At 37.8% G+C, this 16,595-nt stretch carries 16 protein-coding genes and 1 other RNA gene; 14 read left to right on the top strand and 3 right to left on the bottom strand.

Annotation, left to right across the window (positions count from 1 at the left end; genetic code table 11):
* Positions 1–2 precede the first annotated feature (2 nt).
* The 12 genes from RMB13_RS08930 to RMB13_RS08875 all read left to right on the top strand — a co-directional run bounded on the left by RMB13_RS08930 (position 3) and on the right by RMB13_RS08875 (position 5,437).
* Entirely contained in the window at positions 3–1,211 is a 1,209-nt protein-coding gene (locus RMB13_RS08930) for an AAA family ATPase (RefSeq protein ID WP_311085027.1), read from the top strand.
* Positions 1,212–1,428: 217 nt separating this feature from the next.
* Positions 1,429–1,647: a TraR/DksA family transcriptional regulator gene (locus tag RMB13_RS08925; RefSeq protein ID WP_311085026.1), complete on the top strand. Its 219-nt coding sequence runs from the start codon at positions 1,429–1,431 to the stop codon at positions 1,645–1,647.
* A complete protein-coding gene (locus RMB13_RS08920) occupies positions 1,644–1,916 on the top strand; it encodes a hypothetical protein (RefSeq protein ID WP_311085025.1) in 273 nt (90 codons plus the stop codon). The genes RMB13_RS08925 and RMB13_RS08920 overlap by 4 nt, the downstream gene beginning before the upstream one ends.
* Complete coding sequence (locus RMB13_RS08915; protein ID WP_311085024.1) at positions 1,916–2,419, top strand: host-nuclease inhibitor Gam family protein; 504 nt, start codon at positions 1,916–1,918, stop codon at positions 2,417–2,419. The genes RMB13_RS08920 and RMB13_RS08915 overlap by 1 nt, the downstream gene beginning before the upstream one ends.
* Positions 2,420–2,444: 25 nt before the next feature.
* A complete protein-coding gene (locus RMB13_RS08910) occupies positions 2,445–2,717 on the top strand; it encodes an HU family DNA-binding protein (RefSeq protein WP_311085023.1) in 273 nt (90 codons plus the stop codon).
* On the top strand, positions 2,717–2,896 hold the full coding sequence (locus tag RMB13_RS08905; RefSeq protein WP_311085022.1) for a hypothetical protein: 180 nt from the start codon (positions 2,717–2,719) through the stop codon (positions 2,894–2,896). Before RMB13_RS08910 ends, RMB13_RS08905 begins: the two co-directional genes overlap by 1 nt.
* Positions 2,895–2,963, top strand: an RNA gene (locus RMB13_RS08900) — hammerhead ribozyme type II. The genes RMB13_RS08905 and RMB13_RS08900 overlap by 2 nt, the downstream gene beginning before the upstream one ends.
* Positions 2,964–3,036: 73 nt before the next feature.
* Positions 3,037–3,750, top strand: a complete 714-nt coding sequence (locus tag RMB13_RS08895) for a DUF2786 domain-containing protein (protein WP_311085021.1) — start codon at positions 3,037–3,039, stop codon at positions 3,748–3,750.
* A gap of 277 nt (positions 3,751–4,027) precedes the next feature.
* Positions 4,028–4,231 (top strand): hypothetical protein, encoded by a 204-nt coding sequence (locus RMB13_RS08890; RefSeq protein WP_311085020.1) that lies wholly within the window; start codon positions 4,028–4,030, stop codon positions 4,229–4,231.
* A gap of 2 nt (positions 4,232–4,233) precedes the next feature.
* Complete coding sequence (locus RMB13_RS08885) at positions 4,234–4,446, top strand: hypothetical protein (RefSeq protein ID WP_311085019.1); 213 nt, start codon at positions 4,234–4,236, stop codon at positions 4,444–4,446.
* The gene (locus RMB13_RS08880; protein ID WP_311085018.1) at positions 4,443–4,880 is read left to right on the top strand and encodes a regulatory protein GemA; all 438 of its coding nucleotides are present in this window, start codon (positions 4,443–4,445) and stop codon (positions 4,878–4,880) included. Before RMB13_RS08885 ends, RMB13_RS08880 begins: the two co-directional genes overlap by 4 nt.
* A 101-nt stretch (positions 4,881–4,981) precedes the next feature.
* Complete coding sequence (locus RMB13_RS08875) at positions 4,982–5,437, top strand: Mor transcription activator family protein (protein ID WP_311085017.1); 456 nt, start codon at positions 4,982–4,984, stop codon at positions 5,435–5,437.
* 1,052 nt (positions 5,438–6,489) lie between these two features.
* Here RMB13_RS08875 and RMB13_RS08870 read toward each other — a convergent pair.
* Positions 6,490–11,646 carry a DUF4011 domain-containing protein gene (locus tag RMB13_RS08870; RefSeq protein WP_311085016.1) on the bottom strand — a complete coding sequence of 1,719 codons (5,157 nt, stop codon included), beginning with the start codon at positions 11,644–11,646 and terminating at the stop codon, positions 6,490–6,492.
* A gap of 186 nt (positions 11,647–11,832) precedes the next feature.
* Entirely contained in the window at positions 11,833–12,894 is a 1,062-nt protein-coding gene (locus tag RMB13_RS08865) for a sigma-54 dependent transcriptional regulator (protein WP_311075946.1), read from the bottom strand.
* A 486-nt stretch (positions 12,895–13,380) separates the two neighbouring features.
* On the opposite strand from RMB13_RS08865, the gene RMB13_RS08860 reads away from it, so the two are divergent.
* Positions 13,381–14,577 (top strand): acyl-CoA dehydrogenase family protein, encoded by a 1,197-nt coding sequence (locus tag RMB13_RS08860; RefSeq protein ID WP_199987591.1) that lies wholly within the window; start codon positions 13,381–13,383, stop codon positions 14,575–14,577.
* A 94-nt stretch (positions 14,578–14,671) separates the two neighbouring features.
* Positions 14,672–15,748 (top strand): sigma-54 dependent transcriptional regulator, encoded by a 1,077-nt coding sequence (locus RMB13_RS08855; protein WP_311085015.1) that lies wholly within the window; start codon positions 14,672–14,674, stop codon positions 15,746–15,748.
* A gap of 65 nt (positions 15,749–15,813) precedes the next feature.
* Here RMB13_RS08855 and RMB13_RS08850 read toward each other — a convergent pair whose 3' ends face one another.
* A complete protein-coding gene (locus RMB13_RS08850; protein WP_311085014.1) occupies positions 15,814–16,593 on the bottom strand; it encodes an ABC transporter ATP-binding protein in 780 nt (259 codons plus the stop codon).
* Positions 16,594–16,595 lie beyond the last annotated feature (2 nt).

Genomic DNA, 16,595 nt, shown 5'->3' with positions numbered 1-16,595 from the left:
CCATGAGTGCACTTAAACAATTGCTTCAACAACATGAGCTGACACAAAGCTCACTCTGCAAACCACTTGGTGTAAGTACAACTACAGTTAACTTATTTGTTAACCACGGGATACGCCCGAAGAAACGCGCTGCTGAGTTTAAAAGCCAATTTATTGGGCTTTTACTTAATAAAGGTATTGCACCTGAAGATATTCAAAACGCATTAGATGCTGACCAATCCCACGGTAGTAATATCCCAAGCAGCACTGGCACTGCTGCACAACGGGATGGTGGGACGGACAGCACTACTCAACCGGAGGAAGAGCAACTTATGCTACTACGCAAACAGACATTAACGCCAGAGGCAAAGAAAAAATTTAAGTTATTTAAAAACATCTTTACCGAAGAAATTCGTAGTACGACTGAATTTTATCAAGACTCCAACATCAATTATGCCCGTGAAGCTGTTTGGCAAACTATTAAAGGAAACAGTTCATTTATTGCATTGGTTGGTCAATCAGGTTCAGGTAAAACAACTATTCGTATGGAAACACATGATCGAGTAGAACGTGAACGTGAACCTACTATCATTATTGAACCTTATGTGATTGCTACAGAAGCTGATGACATCAAAGGTAAAACTTTAAAATCTTCACATATCGCTGAAGCAATTTTACGAGCATTAGCACCTAGTACGAAAGCAATGCGTTCACCTGAGGCACGTTTTCAGCAAATTCATAGTCTATTAAAAGAGTCTAGTCGAGCTGGGCAGCATCACACATTGGTTATTGAGGAAGCACATAGTCTGCCAATTCCGACACTTAAACATTTAAAGCGTTTTCTTGAACTTAAGAATGGTTTTACACCATTACTTTCCATTGTTTTGATTGGTCAGGATGAACTCAAAATCAAACTGGCTGAAAACAATCCAGAAGTCCGCGAAGTCGTACAACGTTGTGAAATTGTCACGCTTGAGCCATTCACCCAAACCAGCCTTGTTGATTATTTACAGCATCGTTGCAAGGCAGCGGGTCGCCAACTCTCTGACTTTATAGATGCGTCTGGCGTTGATGCCATTTGCAGCAAACTTACTCGTAATGTTGGTCGTAAAAACCAAAGTGAAAGTCTTTTATATCCACTAGCAGTCGGCAATCTTTTAACCGGTGCATTAAATGTTGCTGCCGATCTGGGCGTTGATGTTGTGACTGGTGACTTGGTGATGGAGGTCTAATCCATGTTTAAAAACTTCTTTGGAGGAATGAGTAATCTTCGGGCTATCAGCTGGATCATTTTACTTTTCGTGGTTTTCGTTTTGATGAATGTTGTACCAGAAAAGCATGTTGGAGTGGTCGGATGGTACTTCATATTCATTGTGTTTTTTTTGGCCATTGACTGCTTAACTCCAGTAGATGAGACCAAAAACAAGAACAAAAAGAGGAAGAAATAAAATGGCTGATTATGCAGATGTTGCAAGCACTTTGATTGAACAAGACTTGGCTCATGCACTTGCCAACATTAAACACTTTGACCAAGTCAGCCACTATGAATGTGAAGACTGTGGTGAAGAAATTCCGGCACAACGTCGGCAGCTTGGTGGCGTAACCCGTTGCGTAGGTTGCCAAGCTGTACTTGAAGCAAAACAAAAACATATTCGAGGTGTTCAATGAATCCAAGATTAAAAAGTATGGCTGAAAAATCTTACCGCAGCACACCAAATATGAAACGTGCTCAATTTCCCAAAGATTTAGACAAATGGATCAGTGGAGATTATGTGCTTGTTCCTCGTGAACCAACTGAGGCAATGATTCACGCAGCCAACGTTGCCATGAATCCACATCGTGCTCATTGGGTACATCCAGTGACCTGTACAAATCGAACCAAAGTATACAAGGCAATGATCCAAGCCTATGAAAAAGAACAAGGAGTAAATATTTAATGGCACGTAAAGCACTTAAAGAACCACAACTTCAAAGTTGGGAAGCCGTTGATAAAACACTTGCTCAGATGGCAGACCTCAACCGTGATATCGCACTTGAAGAAGCTGCTTGTAATGAACAGGTCGATAAACTTAAGGGGGCAACTAAGGAGCGTCTCAAGCCTCTACTTGAACGAGTGAAGGCGCATGAACTTCAGCTTAAGGAATTTTGTGACCACCGTAAAACTGAGTTTTTGCAAATAAAAAGTAAAAAGCTGACACATGGTTCTGTTGGCTACCGATTATCAACCAGTGTGACTATTCCTGATCCTATTTTTACTTGCCAGATGCTTAAGCAACTAAAACTTGAACACTGCATTCGCACTAAAACCGAACCGGATAAGGAGTCTATCAAACAACTTACCCCTGAATTAATTGCTGAAATTGGAGCAACGCTGAAACAGCGTAACAACTTTGGCTATGAAATTGAAACCGTTGACCCAGCAGCAACAGCTGCCTACTAAATCAGGTAATTAAAGGAACTCAATCATGAATAAATCAGAACTTATCAAACATATTGCATTACAGGCTGGCCTGACTCAAGCACAGGCAACAGCTGCTCTTCAGGCAGTGGAAACAGGCGTAATCGATACCCTTGCCACAGGTGGTCAGGTTGCCTTGGTTGGCTTCGGAACCTTTTTTGTAAAAGACCGTGCTGCGCGTACAGGTCGTAACCCTAAAACGGGTGAAGAGCTTCAAATTGCTGCTGCAAAAGTACCGACTTTCAAGGCAGGCAAAGCACTTAAAGAGGCTGTTAAGTAATGGCAACAAAAGCAAATCACTTAGATGTTCTTGAAAAGAAAGGTCTAAGAGTGGTTCGGAAGTTTAACCTTTGTGGTTATTTCGAGTACCACGTATTGGACAGTAACAACCAAAGAATTGCAAGGGATACCGTCCAGCAACGTGCCATTGATATAGCTTTGAACACCCTAGCAGCATAAGCGAAACACAGGCACTCGTGCCTGTGTCTGCTGGATGTCGTGATCCAGTACTGACGAGCAGCGAGAACATACATGATCAGCATTGAAGATTTAGAGAAGTTACCACCTGAAGTGATTGAAAGTATTAAGGAGACAACATAATGAGCATGACCCGTGAAGAAGCAATTCTAAAAATCAAAAAATGTTTAGCATTGGCTAAATCAGCCAATGAAAATGAAGCAGCAATTGCTCTACGCCAAGCACAGTCTTTGATGCGCGAATTTCAGATTGATCCCGACCTACTCGATATCGTTGAGGCTAGTTGCGAAAGTAAAGCAACAAAGGTTCCTCAAGCGTGGGAAGCAAGCTTAGTTATGACAATAGCTAGAGCCATGCAATGCAAACCTATTTTTAGTTCTGGCAGCAGTACTTGGGGTATTAAAGCTTCATGGACATTTATTGGTGTCGATCCAGCACCTGAAGTTGCCTCTTATACATTTGATGTTTTATATCGTCAGGTGATTCGTTCAAGAAAAAACTTTATTGAAACTAACTTAAAACGTGTAACGGTCAAAAAAAACAAGGTACGTCGTGCAGATTTATTTTGTGAAGGCTGGGTAGATTCAGTTAAGCATTTAATAACTGATTTAGATATAGAAGTACCTACAAATACCAATGAACGTATAAAAAAACATATGGATAAAGCCCACGGAAAGCTTGGTTCATTTACACCCAAAGACCGTAACAAAGGCAAAGCATTCAATGATAGAGCAGCTAATGATTATCATGCTGGAAAACAATCTGGGAAATCAGCAAAACTTAATCAAGCAATGAATGGTGGCAAACAATATGAAAAGTTGGGAGCACCTACATGAAAATAATGCGACTGTCAGATAAAGAAGTACAGATAATTTTAGATCGTCGTGCTGAACAGCACCACAGAAAGGCAACTTTTGCTTTTCAAGTCAGATCGATTCAAGTAGCAAATTCATATTTTGAATGGGCTAAGAAGAACAGTTTTCTAGAACCTACTTTGGGAACGTTTGTTAATTCATTTTGTTATGAAGGACCCGACGCCAAAGTTATGTGTGGTGCCGTACATCAAATATGGAAACTTGTATTTTCGTTTCAAATTCCAAAGGAGAAGTCATCATGCTGATCCTTGCATTTTTTGCAGTATTTATTCTTGGTTTATATTACTGCTTAAAAGAAGCACGAATGGCTTGGACCACACGCAAGAGTACTGGTCTAACTATATTTGAACGTCGCTCTTATGCACTGAAAGCTGGAGCATCAGTATCTCTTGCTGTGCTTGCGTTAATTGGTCTAATTGATGCTGCTAAAGGAGTTTTCTGATAATGAGTAAATTAATTCATAAAACCACAACAGTCGCTTTAGAAGAAATTCAAGAAGCATTAGCAGAATTGCGTAATTGTCAGGATGAAATCCGCAAAGGTCTAACTTGTAAAACATACGTTGATATTGCAAATCAGAAATTATCTACAGCAATTCGCCACATGCTGAGCGCTCAGGACTGGATTGATGCCTTAAATAAGGAGAATGGCCAGTGAAATACAATAAAAAGCTGAATTTAATCAAACTTATTCATGTAGCCAAAACCAAACTTGGTTTTGATGATGATGTTTATCGCGACATCCTTGCTAGCACTACGGGTAAAACCAGTTCAAAAGATTTAAACATAGCCCAGCTTGAAGCTGTACTAGACCGTTTCAAAGGACTTGGCTTTGACGTTGAATCTAAAAATAAATCTGGTGTTAAGAATATAGCTGATGATGCACAAAGCAAATTAATTCGCCATTTATGGTTACAGCTTCATGCAGCGGGTCAAGTGAGAAATGGCAGTGAATTAGCTCTAGCAAAATTTGTTGAGAACAAAGTCGGTGTCAGCACATTGCAATTCATGAGCAGCCAGCACGCTGACATGATCATTAATCATTTACGTCAATGGTGCAAACGTTGTGGCATTGAGAGAACAGATAAATGAAAAGCCCATGACGGCAATCATGAGCTTTTCAGAATTTAACAACCATCCGGACCAAAGGACGATTTGAGCAACTATAACATAGATTTTTATGAGGTAAAACTATGGCTTATCGTCCCCATATCACAGATGCCCAGCAAGTCTTCTCAGACGAAGAAATCCTAGGTTTGATGCCAAAAAGCTTTTTATTTGTTGCCCAGCTCATTGGTATTGAGGCAGCCTTACACCTCATACATGCCTATGGTGGGACAACTATATTCATCCCTTCGCAATATGGCATGAACATCAATCATGAGGTGACTCAAGTCATTGGTTTAAAGAGCCTCAAATTACTTTCAGCTCAACTTGGAAATACAACTATTGAGGTTCCTATGGGAACGCCAATCACTGTTGGTATGCGCAATCGTATGATCCGTAAGCTTGCTAAAAAAGAGTCCAAAGCTAAATTGGCGCGTAAATTTGATGTAACGCTTAGAACAATACGTTCAGTTGTCAATGGAAAAGAAAAGCTTAAAATGAATGAAGATAGAAACCTTGATCTATTCAGTCAAAACTCTTGAAATGGGGGGCAATTCAAATGATATTAACTTTACGACCTGAACAAGCTGAAAAAATCTACCAAGAACTTTCTCGCTTTAAAAATACGGTGAATTTTGCAGGACATTATTTTTCTATAGATCAAATTGAAACATGGAGAGATGATTCGCTGGGTTGCACACTGAAAGTAAGATTTATATGTGGTGAGTGTCTCGTGTGTAAGGATCAAGGCAAAATATGCAAATCTGATGCTGGACTATATTACTAAGTTCTTCAACTAAAAGGAGAGAAAATCGCCCATTATTTCATTTCACCATCTGCAATAACATTTCAAAACTCATCCCACTTTATTTCACCTTATCCCGCTTTATCCCACAATTATCTCAATATTCCGTATTAGTTATATAGTTAGATATCAGCTATTACTTTGTTCAGCAGCTTGAGCTACTGGTAAAGCAAGCAGTAGTAGAATTGCCAAAAAATATCTGTAAATTCTGTCAAACTGCCTATTCTGAAAAATACGCATACTCTTTCCTTTTTTTAATATTGCATGATGAATATAAGCTTAAAGTACACATTAAGGTCAAGTAGGCAAAATTAATTTATTTTTGCTCTTCCATGGGTAATTTTTAGTCAGCTACATTCTCTTTTGTAATCCTCTGAGCCATCCTAAACTAATTTCAATCGATGAGGCATACTCGTCACACACTTATCATAACTCCAAAGCTTAATGATACTTCTAATCAAACTATAAGCAGTGTCTTTAACTGAATACATCTCGGTGTATCCTCATAATTTTATGTATATCTTATTGAAATATTTTTTATTATTTGAAAATAAGTATATTTTTATACAACTTAAGTACTCTAGATAATATTTTTAAAAGCTATAGAAAAGACAAATATTTCAACTTTTCTGACCTTATTTATATATAAAAACTACGCTAGATAATCTTACGTTTAGACGTTGTTGAAGATGCTCAGGTAGTATTAAATCTAGCAGTTAAAATTTAGTAATTCGTTATTCAATAAGACTAGGAACAGATAAGGCCACCCCCTATCTGTTCCTAGACAATTTAAGCAACATTTTGATTCGCTTTTATCTCTTCTAATATTTTTACCAATTCAGTTAAGTTTTGATTTGGATCTAACCACCAATCGACGGTCCAAACCGATAAAACCTCCCAACCTAATCCATTTAAAACCGTTGGTCTAAGTTGATCTCGATCTCGTGCAGTAGCAGCTTTAGCATAGTTTTCACCATCTACAATAATACCTGCAATATAACTACCCGAATTCAGATCATTCTTAATAGCTAAATCTACACAGCTATCACCCTGTCCTATTCCAAGATCCACACTCCAGCCTTGTTCTTGTAGCTTAGTTTGTAGGTACTGTACGAACTCTTTTTTAGTCTGCTTTTTACTTTGATCAACATAATTTAAATGCAACTGACCACTGCGAGCAAAAACTAGGAAGTCTTTTAAATCTCTTACGCCCTCACTATTGGTGCGTGCCAAATTAATTTCTTCTGGACTCAAAGCAGAGAAAACATGTAAACCTTGACGGGCGCGAGTAATTGCTACATTTAGACGGCGCTGCCCTCCTTGGCGGTTAAGCGCACCAAAATTCATTGATAAACGACCATCTTGATCTTTTGCATAGGTAATGGAGAAAACGATAATATCGCGTTCATCTCCTTGCACATTTTCTAAATTCTTAACGAATAAAGGTTCAATGCCTGATTTACTGAGTGTCTCTAACTCAGGATGATTTGCTAGCTCATTATCCAACAAATCTTCAATCAACTTTTGCTGCGTCATATTGAAAGTCACAACACCTAAGGTCAAAGGGTTCTCTTGTCCTAACTGTGACTGTAAATGATGAATAATAAATTCAACAATTGCTTTAGCTTCATACGTATTGGTCCGCGTATCCCCTTTGTCGTAGACACCCTCAACCATATGCAGTTTTACAGCGGTATCCTTAGCAACAGGTGCAGGGAAAGTAAATAAACCACCTTTGTAGTATTTCTGATTACTAAACTGAATGAGACTTTCATAACGACTGCGGTAATGCCAGTTCAAAGCCAATTCAGGTAACTGAGCAGCAAGGCATTCATCCAAAATACTTTCTAAATCTTCAGTGACTTCTTCATCAACCTCTTCTTCAGAATCTCCTTTACCAAAGAAGCTTGTTGGTGGCATTTGTTTATTATCACCCACCACAATTGACTGCTTACCTCTCGCTAATGCACCAATCGCATCCCATACTGGAATCTGTGATGCTTCATCGAAAATCACCACATCAAATTTTGCTTCAGTATCTAGATATTGAGCCACAGATAAAGGACTCATTAATAGACATGGCTTTAGCCCTACTAATACGTCAGGAATCTGGCGCATTAATTCACGTACAGGAATATGACGACGTTTCTTGCCCAATTCTTTATTTAGAACAGTCCACTGTGCCTTATATTTATCTTGTTCACTAAAAATAGCATTCCAACGATGAATAATCTCATGGCTCGCAGCAAGCTGGTGTTCTCTATCCTGCTGTGCAAAAGTCTGGATTTTCTGTTCATGTTGCTGGCTATTGAATTGATTTAATTCTGGATGTTGACTAAATTGATGAGTAATCCAGTGTCTTGCTAAATTAATATTCAAGCTTTTTAAAGCAGCATCCAGTTCCAATCGGGTATTTAAAAGTTCAAAGGCGAAGGGTTTTAATCCTTGTTTAATCAACTGGCTCTTTATAGCTTGCCAATTTAACCAATGTCTCCAAGATGAACTGTGTTGCTGTAATTGCTTTTGTCTTTCAAGAATTTCACTAAAATTAATATCTAGATATGGAGTAAGTTGGATATCGCCTTTCAGTGCATGATCATTCAACAATTGACCGAATGTATTTTCCACCTGAGCTATATTTTGTTTTATTTCATCCAAACTATTATTTTTACTAAACTCTACAGCTTTTAATAAAGTTGTTTGATCTGTAATTGTTGATGCAACGATTTGCTTAATTTCTTGCCACTGATTGTGAATAGTTTCAAAACTTTGCCATGCACTATCTTCACCCTGCCAGTAAGAACCCAATTTACTTGCCAACTGATTTTCACATTCAATGAATTGTCGTTGTTGACTTTGGATATGTTGCAATATTGGCAAGTCATGAGCAACTGCCAAAGCTGTAGGACGTTGAGTTGAGTTTTGATAAGTTTTGACTAAGTTTCTGAGTTGGAATTTAGCGAACCATGAGAATGGGAAAATTTTTGATTCTGCTTCACGCCATTTAAAGGCAATTTGATTTAAATCTGCTTGATAAACTTGAGATTGGTATTGTCCAACTAACGAAGAACGCTGCTGTTTTAAATCTTGGACTAACTGCTTCGCTTGTATAATCGTGTTTAAATCTAAATCTTTAATCACACTTAATAATTTTAAATCAGTTTGCTGAACAAGATCGGATAATGCCGTAAAAATAGAGACATCATGTTTAACCTGACTCAGATTTTGCTTTTCACCAAATCCATAAACTTCTTGCCAAATAGAAACTGAACTTTGCAAACGCTGTATCTGATCTACAAGTTGATCTTGCAATATTTGATATTGTTCTTGCCATGCTAGGCTCCAAATCGGCTCAGACAAACCTTCCGCAAAACCATTCAATACATCTTTAACATTTTCATTGACGAGCTGACGTAAACTTACAGCTTGTGTCACGCTCTCACTAAGTAGCTCACGTTTTTCTGCTGTCAACGTCGCAATATTGATATCAGGAAAACGTAAATGCGGTGTATTCCGATAACGAAGTTCATCACTCATTGCGGCATACAAACTCCAGCCAATAGGGTGTGATGTATGGAGATTTTTTACATGTTGATTCAGCTCATCTCGGGTTTGAATTAATCTGTCTGAAAGTTTCTGCCATTCTGTTGTTTTAGGTTGAGCACTTAAAAAGTAAGGATCATTATTTTTCTGCGCTCTTTCTCTCAGTTGATCCAGTACTTCCATTTTTTGGGATTTGGATGAATGTAACTGCAAACACAATTCACTTAAGCCAATTTGTGTCAAACGGCGATAAACAACTTCTAAAGCAGCCATTTTTTCAGATACGAATAACACAGATTTACCATCCGCCAAACATTGAGAGATCATATTGGTAATGGTCTGTGACTTACCTGTACCAGGAGGACCTGACAAGACAAAGGTGCGTCCTAATGCTGCGGACATGACTGCAGCTAACTGCGAAGAGTCAGACGATAAAGGTGTAAATAATTGTTGTGGCTTATATTGTTGGTCTAATTGAGCAGGTTGAGGGAATTCATCTTGTTTAATAAAAGGTTCCCTTGGGGATTCAATTAGATGATTTACTACTGCTTGATTTTTCAGTTCATCCATCCGTGAAGACAAATCAAGCCACATTAAATATTTAGAGAATGAGAATTGACCAATAGCAGCCTCAGCTTTTACTTCCCATCCTGCTATATTTACAATCGCCTTCCGTACAATATGTAAAACCTGATTGACATCTACACCGGAGTCATCAGTTGGTAATGGATTCAAGCCAGCAATATCAAGTTCAAAGTCTTGTCTTAATAGTTGTAATAGAGTGGAGTTAAAACGTGGTTCATCATCGTACATAAATAGACGATAGCCTGTTTTAGCCGTCTCACGCGTAATCTGTACAGGAATAAGTAGTAATGGGGCTTTAAAAGTACGTTTCGAGCGTTCTGACTCTTTCCACTCAAGAAAACCAACCGCAAGAAATAATGTATTAGCTCCGCCTTCCTCTAAAGCAGTACGCGAAGCCCGATAGACTTCGATCAGGCGCTTTTCTAATAAGGGTGTATCTAAAGGACTAAATAATAATTTTCTAGAAAGGCTTTCATCAACATATTGATTAATATGCTGGCTTTCATTTTCACGCTGGACATCTTTTAGCGAAATACTATCAATACTCTTAAATAAGAAACCCTCCTGATTTGCAAGCGCATCTTCAAGTTTGCTTAGTGTTAACTCAGAGCACTGTAAAGGAATACTGTAACGGTTATCTTTAAAATTTAAGAGTTTGTTACGAAGACTTAAATCTAATAATCGGCGTAACCAACGATCAACCCTTGTAGTTTTACTTTCAACAGAACGGTCAACATCGTAATTAGGAATAGATGCAGATGCCCATTCAATCTCTGTTTCATCTAGGTGATTCTTCTTTTCCAGATGTGCAGAAATGGGTTTAATACCACGCAATCGAGACTGACGAACATCAATTGCAAGATAAAATTTATTCTGACGAGATTCATCCTTAATATACTGTCTTGCAGTTTCAAGTGCGGAAGTGAATTTTGCTTGTTGTGTAAGTAACGTCGTTTCTATAAAAACGATCTCACCCAAATCATAACGTTTTCTTAATGCCTGAATATCATCAATAATTAAATCAACATTTGGGGTTTCATTTAACCAAACACCAAGATAGGCATGTCCTTCTTCAATAATGATTAACGTATCAAGACCAATTTGTTCAGCCAAGGCACTTAACAACATTGTAGTATCTAAACAGCACGCCAGTTTTTCTTCAAAAATCTGTTTTGCTAAACGTATTCGTTGTCCCGATTTAACAAAACTTGCTGGACTCACAATGTAATGAATATCGTGTGGTAACAAAGAATCCCATAGTGCATTCAACTGAGATAGAACAGAATCCCGATCTCGTTCTAAATATCCACTTAATGAACCGAGTTGTTTTGTTTTTAAGATCTCACTCGCTTTAACTAAAATTGGGCTGAGTGCTGAAGAATTAGGTTGTGAAAAACTCGCCAACAACTCAATTGGCTGACGTTCTCCGCCCCAAGTATCAATAGTTAATACATCTATTTCTAACCGCTGTTCTGCCAGCACTTCTTCTTTTTCATTCAACCAGAGTACTTCAATACTCCCTTTCATATTTTCAGGTAGCTCTTGCAACATTTGAATATCAAAAGCTAATTTTGGTTTATCTAGAGCTAAGACTTGATCACTTTCTAAGCTTGAAATATGGATGGTATGTTCTTTGAAATATTCAGGATTAGAACGAATAATAATTCGAGAGTCAGAAATTGTTTCAGTAGAAGATATTAGAACTTGTCGGATTAGGGGCACTGAATTTTGTTGTAAAACGAAACTCAAAGCTGATGCACAATCAACTTTTAATGAATATTCAGGATTAGGTTGTTGTTTATTATCAATTTCTGGCACTATTGCCCCCTTATCTATTTTATTAAATCTAATTAAAGACGTGCTTAAAAACTAAAGTCACAATAGTAAATGATATATGTCTTATTTTGAAATTAAACAAACAACAATATTAAATCTTTCTTGGGTAAGAAAATAAAACCCAAAATCACATGGTAATTTTGGGTTGATACAAAAAATAAGCACGGTCTATATGCGAATATTTGGAGACAATAAACCATGTTTAATCAATCTTGCACGAATAACATTTCGGCTTATTCCTAGTAATTTTGCAGTATGCAATTGATTATGATGACAATATTCATAGGCAGCTTCTGTGATTTCTGCCTCTAATTGCTCATTTAAATCTTCGATTCCTTGTTCAAACCAACTAAACAGCAATTGTTTTAAAGTTTGATTTGAGTTGCGATAAATCGAAAAATCATATTCGGAAGTGAGTAATTTATGCTTGAAACCGGAAAGTTGGAAATCATAACTTTGAATCACCCCATTTTTACAAATGAGCAATGCATGATGAATTGCATTTTCCAACTCACGAATATTTCCCGGCCAATGATAATCAACGAGCAATTGTTGAGCTTCTTCACTTAACATAGACGGTTTCTTATTCAGACTCTGCGAATAGTCATAAATAAAGTGCTGTGCTAGAGGCAAAATATCACCAGTTCGTAGTCGAAGCGGTAAAACATGGAGCGATGCAACTTTTAATCGAAAATATAAATCTTCTCTGAAATTACCTGCATATACGGCTTCTTCTAATCGAATATTCGTTGCAGCAATTACTCTGACATCAATTTTTTTGGTCTGTCGAGAACCAACCCGAACCACTTCATTTTCTTGTAAAATTCTTAGCAGCTTCACTTGAATGCTTGGTGACAAATCACCAATTTCATCTAAAAAAATGGTTCCGCCATGCGCTGCTTCAAACCACCCGATCTGATGGCTTATAGCTCCTGTAAAAGCTCCTTTTTCATGACCGAACAACTCTGTTTCAGCCAACGTATCAGATAAAGCACCACAGTTTACAGCAATAAAGGGTTTATTTTTCCGATTAGATAAAGCATGAATCTTTCGAGCAACCAGTTCTTTGCCTGTTCCTGTTTCACCAACAATTAAAACGGACGCTTCGCTTGGTGCGATTTGTTCAACATAAGACATTAAACACTTTGAATTTTGATCTTCAAATACATATGCACTAGCTTTAACCGTACGTACGAGTTGGCGAGATTCGGGATGTTTGACGATATCCATAATAATCTCCAAAATTTAAAGTGGATGAGATCAATCTGAACGAGTACTTTTTCTTAAATCAGAAAAATAGCTAAACAACGTACCTTAATCTAAGTTTTCTAGATAACTAATACCAATAATATTAAGTGCAAATAATATTAAATTTAATTATTTGCTCATTTAGAGTACTCGATGTGAAATAGGCAAAATTCCAAAAGCATAGTGTTGTTTATGCAACAGCACATCAACACTTTGAATTTAAAGCCAACCTACCACATGAGAAAAAAGATACAGTCTATTGAAATTTAATAAATATTTTATTGGCATAGTGTTTGCTGGCTGCATGCTATGAGACTTTAGTTTGGTTGATCTCTTATGATTTATCTAGCTATAACAACTTATAAATCAATTGAAGCACCAACCAATTATTTATTCGTCCTTCACGCCACATCGTGAAAGTAAGTCTTAAATTATGTCAAAAATAGATAAATAAAGGATAAGGCAAGTATGAACGTTTTTAATCAGAACCATAGTATTCGTAGTCTTTCTGATGTTATTCCTGTTGCACAGTCTCTGGCTCAGCAGTTTGCGCAAACTGCTATAGAACGAGATAAAGTTGGTGGTACTCCTAAATATGAACGGGATTTAATTCGTCAAAGTGGTCTTCTTTCTTTATCTATTCCAGAGCAATTTGGTGGCTTGTCCGGTCAGTGGCAAGACATCTTTAATGTTGTCAAAATCTTTGCTCAGGCTGATAGCTCACTCGCCCATGTTTTTGGTTTTCATCATTTGCTATTAGCAACGGTTCGCTTATTTGGTAATTCACAGCAATGGCAGCGTTGGTACCAACTCACGGCTGAAAAATCGTGGTTTTGGGGAAATGCATTAAACCCACTCGACAAACGTACCGTCGTAAAAACTCAAGATGACTGGTACGAATTCTCCGGAAAAAAAAGTTTTTGCTCGGGTGCGCTTGACTCAGAAATGCTTATTGCATCAGGAGTAGATGAAAAAACTGGAAATCTTTTAATTGCAGCGGTACCAACTTCACGCTCAGGAATTACGTTGTACCATGACTGGGATAATATTGGACAACGTCAAACAGACAGTGGTAGTTCCATTTTCGAACGGGTTCGTGTTGAAATAAAAGATATGTTGCTTGACCCAGGGCCACTAAGTACACCATTTTCAACGTTAAGACCTTTAATTGCACAATTGGTTTTTGTGAATATGTTCTTGGGCGTTTCCGAAGGTGCAATGCTTGAAGCCAAACGTTATACAAAAACTGAATCACGTGCATGGTTTTTATCTGGTGTGGAACATGCAGACCAAGACCCTTACATCTTGCGACACTATGGGGAGTTCTGGTTAGAGCTAGAAGCCTTACGCCTGTTAAACAAAAATGCGATTACCAAATTACAAGAAGCATGGGACATTGCCGAAAACCTGACAGAACAACAACGTGGAGAGGTTGCTATTGCAGTAGCAACAGCAAAAGTAGCAGCAACACGAACAAGTCTAGATATTACCAATCGTATTTTTGAGGTGACAGGAGCCAGAGCAACTCAGGCATCATTACGATTTGACCGATTCTGGCGCAATGTACGAACACAAACTTTACATGATCCCGTGGAATATAAGCTGCAAGATTTAGGAATTTGGGCTCTAAATGATCTTTATCCCAAAGCATCATTCTATTCATAACATCATCGACAACTGGATACTTAGGAATATAACCGATATGCATCGAACTCCCACCGACAGAAACGATTTGATATAAATGAGAGACCTATATTAGATGCGGCATAATATTGTTACGCTACCTGAAATTACCCAGCGCAGTGACTCACATAAAGCCACGGCACAGGTATTTAACGACCCAGAATCCAAAAAATTGCTTGAATATATCAAGCAGATTGCACCCAGCGAAGCGAGTGTATTAATTCATGGGGAAACAGGTACAGGTAAAGAGCTCATTGCCAGGCAAATTCATAACCACAGTAAACGGCGTAATAAACCTTTTATTGCCGTAAACTGTGGGGCTTTTTCGGAGACCCTTGTTGAAAGCGAACTCTTCGGCCATGAAAAAGGGGCATTTACAGGGGCATTATCGAGCAATGCCGGATGGTTCGAGGCTGCAAATGGTGGGACGTTATTACTTGATGAAATTGGGGATTTATCTAAACGGATTCAGGTTAAACTTTTAAGACTATTACAAGAACGTGAAGTAGTTCGTTTGGGCTCTCGTAAAAGTATTCCTGTAAATGTACGGGTACTCGCAGCAACAAATGTAAACTTAGAACAAGCCATTCTTAGCGATCAGTTTCGCGAAGACTTATATTACCGTCTTAATGTGGTTACCTTAAACATTAAACCTTTACGTGAACGAAAAGGAGATATTCTACCTCTCGCCTATCACTTTATTGATAAATATCATGCTCAACTTGGTTATGACAAAGCCGATTTTTCCAACGCTGCAAAAGAAAAAATCAGCAATTACTGGTGGCCTGGTAATATTCGTGAATTAGAAAACATGATCCATCATGCGCTATTAATTTGCCAAAATGGCATTATTGAAAGTCATGATCTCACATTAATTCAACCACCCACTCAACTGAACTCAAATAAGCTTCAAGAAAAAAAAACCAGTGAACCCGTCATAAATCCTAAATTAAAAGAAGTTTTTCATCAGCTATTTCAGCAAAATGATGGACAAGTTTATGCACAATTTGAAGAGCAATTATTACGAATCGCCTATCATTATTGTAATCAGAATCAAGTTAAAACTGCACAAATGCTAGGTTTAAGTCGTAATGTTATTCGTTCTCGACTGATTGATTTAGGTGAGTTGGTTGTAAATAAACGCGGCGAATAAATTATTTTTATCTATCAATATCAAGCCAGTCATCAATCATTTGATTGATGACTGGTTATTAAAAGCTAAGCAATCTCTCCTAAATATGCTTTTTGAATTTGTCCGGTTTCATAAAGAACTTGAGTCTGTCCAGAAACTTTGACTTCTCCACTTTCAATGACATAAGCATAATTGGTGTAGCCAAGTGCCAAACGAATATTTTGTTCAGCAACTAAAAAACTCACACCTTGCTCTTCAGAGAGCGACTTAATTAATTCAAAAATTTCATAACTAATCTTAGGAGCTAGCCCCATTGAAGGTTCATCTAATAAAACCAACTTTGGCTCTGTCATCAATGCCCGACCAATGGCAAGCATTTGCTGCTCACCACCGGAAAGATAACCAGACAATGTCTGCTTCTTTTCAGCAAGTCTTGGAAAATATTGATAAACTTTTTCTAATGCAGTCGAAAGCTTGGCACCTGAATGATGCGAAATAAAACCGCCTGTCCTTAAATTTTCATCAACAGTCAAATGTGTAAAACAATGACGTCCTTCAAGGACTTGCACCAAACCTTTTTTGACAATATCACTTGGATTTTTCCCCAGTATGGATTCACCCTGATATTCAATTTTGCCACGGTGAATTTGCCCATTTTCAGCAAAAATCAACTGTGATATTGCTTTCAGAGTTGTACTCTTACCAGCTCCGTTGGCACCAAGCAATGCAACAATAGAACCAGAAGGAACAGTTAAACTCACCCGTTTAACTGCCAAAATACTCTGGTCATATACGACTTCAATATCATCGACATTTAACAATGGTTCACTACTTTCAGGTTTGATACTGTTTAATGATTTAGACATGC

This window comes from Acinetobacter sp. V102_4 (genome assembly GCF_031799005.1).
Classification (GTDB): Bacteria; Pseudomonadota; Gammaproteobacteria; order Pseudomonadales; family Moraxellaceae; genus Acinetobacter; species Acinetobacter calcoaceticus.
This window is presented reverse-complemented; position numbering and strand designations above follow the sequence as displayed.

What these genes read in the sequence shown, in the direction of transcription:
- RMB13_RS08930 (WP_311085027.1), top strand. Translation starts at nt 3, where the DNA reads ATGAGTGCACTTAAACAATTGCTTCAACAACATGAGCTGACACAAAGC.
- RMB13_RS08925 (WP_311085026.1), top strand. Translation starts at nt 1,429, where the DNA reads ATGGCTGATTATGCAGATGTTGCAAGCACTTTGATTGAACAAGACTTG.
- RMB13_RS08920 (WP_311085025.1), top strand. Translation starts at nt 1,644, where the DNA reads ATGAATCCAAGATTAAAAAGTATGGCTGAAAAATCTTACCGCAGCACA.
- RMB13_RS08915 (WP_311085024.1), top strand. Translation starts at nt 1,916, where the DNA reads ATGGCACGTAAAGCACTTAAAGAACCACAACTTCAAAGTTGGGAAGCC.
- RMB13_RS08910 (WP_311085023.1), top strand. Translation starts at nt 2,445, where the DNA reads ATGAATAAATCAGAACTTATCAAACATATTGCATTACAGGCTGGCCTG.
- RMB13_RS08905 (WP_311085022.1), top strand. Translation starts at nt 2,717, where the DNA reads ATGGCAACAAAAGCAAATCACTTAGATGTTCTTGAAAAGAAAGGTCTA.
- RMB13_RS08895 (WP_311085021.1), top strand. Translation starts at nt 3,037, where the DNA reads ATGAGCATGACCCGTGAAGAAGCAATTCTAAAAATCAAAAAATGTTTA.
- RMB13_RS08890 (WP_311085020.1), top strand. Translation starts at nt 4,028, where the DNA reads ATGCTGATCCTTGCATTTTTTGCAGTATTTATTCTTGGTTTATATTAC.
- RMB13_RS08885 (WP_311085019.1), top strand. Translation starts at nt 4,234, where the DNA reads ATGAGTAAATTAATTCATAAAACCACAACAGTCGCTTTAGAAGAAATT.
- RMB13_RS08875 (WP_311085017.1), top strand. Translation starts at nt 4,982, where the DNA reads ATGGCTTATCGTCCCCATATCACAGATGCCCAGCAAGTCTTCTCAGAC.
- RMB13_RS08865 (WP_311075946.1), bottom strand. Translation starts at nt 12,894, where the DNA reads ATGGATATCGTCAAACATCCCGAATCTCGCCAACTCGTACGTACGGTT.
- RMB13_RS08860 (WP_199987591.1), top strand. Translation starts at nt 13,381, where the DNA reads ATGAACGTTTTTAATCAGAACCATAGTATTCGTAGTCTTTCTGATGTT.
- RMB13_RS08855 (WP_311085015.1), top strand. Translation starts at nt 14,672, where the DNA reads ATGCGGCATAATATTGTTACGCTACCTGAAATTACCCAGCGCAGTGAC.
- RMB13_RS08850 (WP_311085014.1), bottom strand. Translation starts at nt 16,593, where the DNA reads ATGTCTAAATCATTAAACAGTATCAAACCTGAAAGTAGTGAACCATTG.